This window comes from Janthinobacterium agaricidamnosum NBRC 102515 = DSM 9628, assembly GCF_000723165.1.
GTDB lineage: Bacteria > Pseudomonadota > Gammaproteobacteria > Burkholderiales > Burkholderiaceae_D > Janthinobacterium > Janthinobacterium agaricidamnosum.
In genome coordinates, this window is sequence record NZ_HG322949.1 from 5,906,849 (window position 1) to 5,907,557 (window position 709).

The following is a 709-nucleotide window of genomic DNA, read 5'->3' on the forward strand; positions in this document are numbered from 1 at the left end:
GGTCGATCCGGTTGCTGTCGAGTTCCGGGCCACCTTGTGCGGTGTGCTTGTTGAGCATGCGGTGCAGCGCGATCAGCCGGGCGGTGTTGTTGCCGGTCGCGCTGACAATGCGCGCCGGCGCGCCCGCGCGCCGGGCTTCGGGCAAGGTGCGCAAGGCCGCTTGCCAACCGGCTGACAAGGCTTTTTCACGTTCGCCGGGGTCGATCAACGGTTTGCCGTGCTCATCGTTGAAAGTGACGAAGGTGGGACGATGAATAAAACCCAGTGTCGGCAGTTTGTCGAATTCGGCCAGTTGATGCTTGTTCCAGGGAATCGGAAACCATGGCGTCGGTTGCCAGTTTTTGGGCGGATGGTAGGCACGGGGATTGATATCGTCGAGCAGGTTGGCGACGCCGGTGCCGCGGATGTCGGAGCGTTGCGCGAAGGCCGCGGCGACCGGCAGCCATTCTGAAATCAGCGGCTGGCGCGAGGTGTGCATGGCCGGATCGCGTTCCTTGTCGGGATGCGGGACCGTTCTTTCCAGTGCGTCGTAAGCGAGGAACAGGCGGCGCGCCACGCCATGCGCATTGAGCTGGTCTACGCTTTTTTCGGGCGGCATATCGTCGAAGGCGAACGGCCGCATCGCCTCGACCCGCTCGCGCCGGGCCAGTACGAACAGGGTCGAGGCATCGGGCATTTCGGGGATGTAGCGGCCGTCTTTGAGGAGTTT

General features: G+C 63.3%; 1 protein-coding gene (only partly in view). It reads right to left on the bottom strand.

Translation table 11 applies throughout. The annotated features are described in order from the left end of the window. Positions 1-676, bottom strand: partial view of a DUF2875 family protein gene (locus tag GJA_RS26395; protein ID WP_051781334.1) — the 5' portion only. Its footprint begins 20 nt before the window's first position; only the first 676 of its 696 coding nucleotides appear in the window; it begins with the start codon at positions 674-676; the stop codon falls past the left edge of the window. Positions 677-709 lie beyond the last annotated feature (33 nt).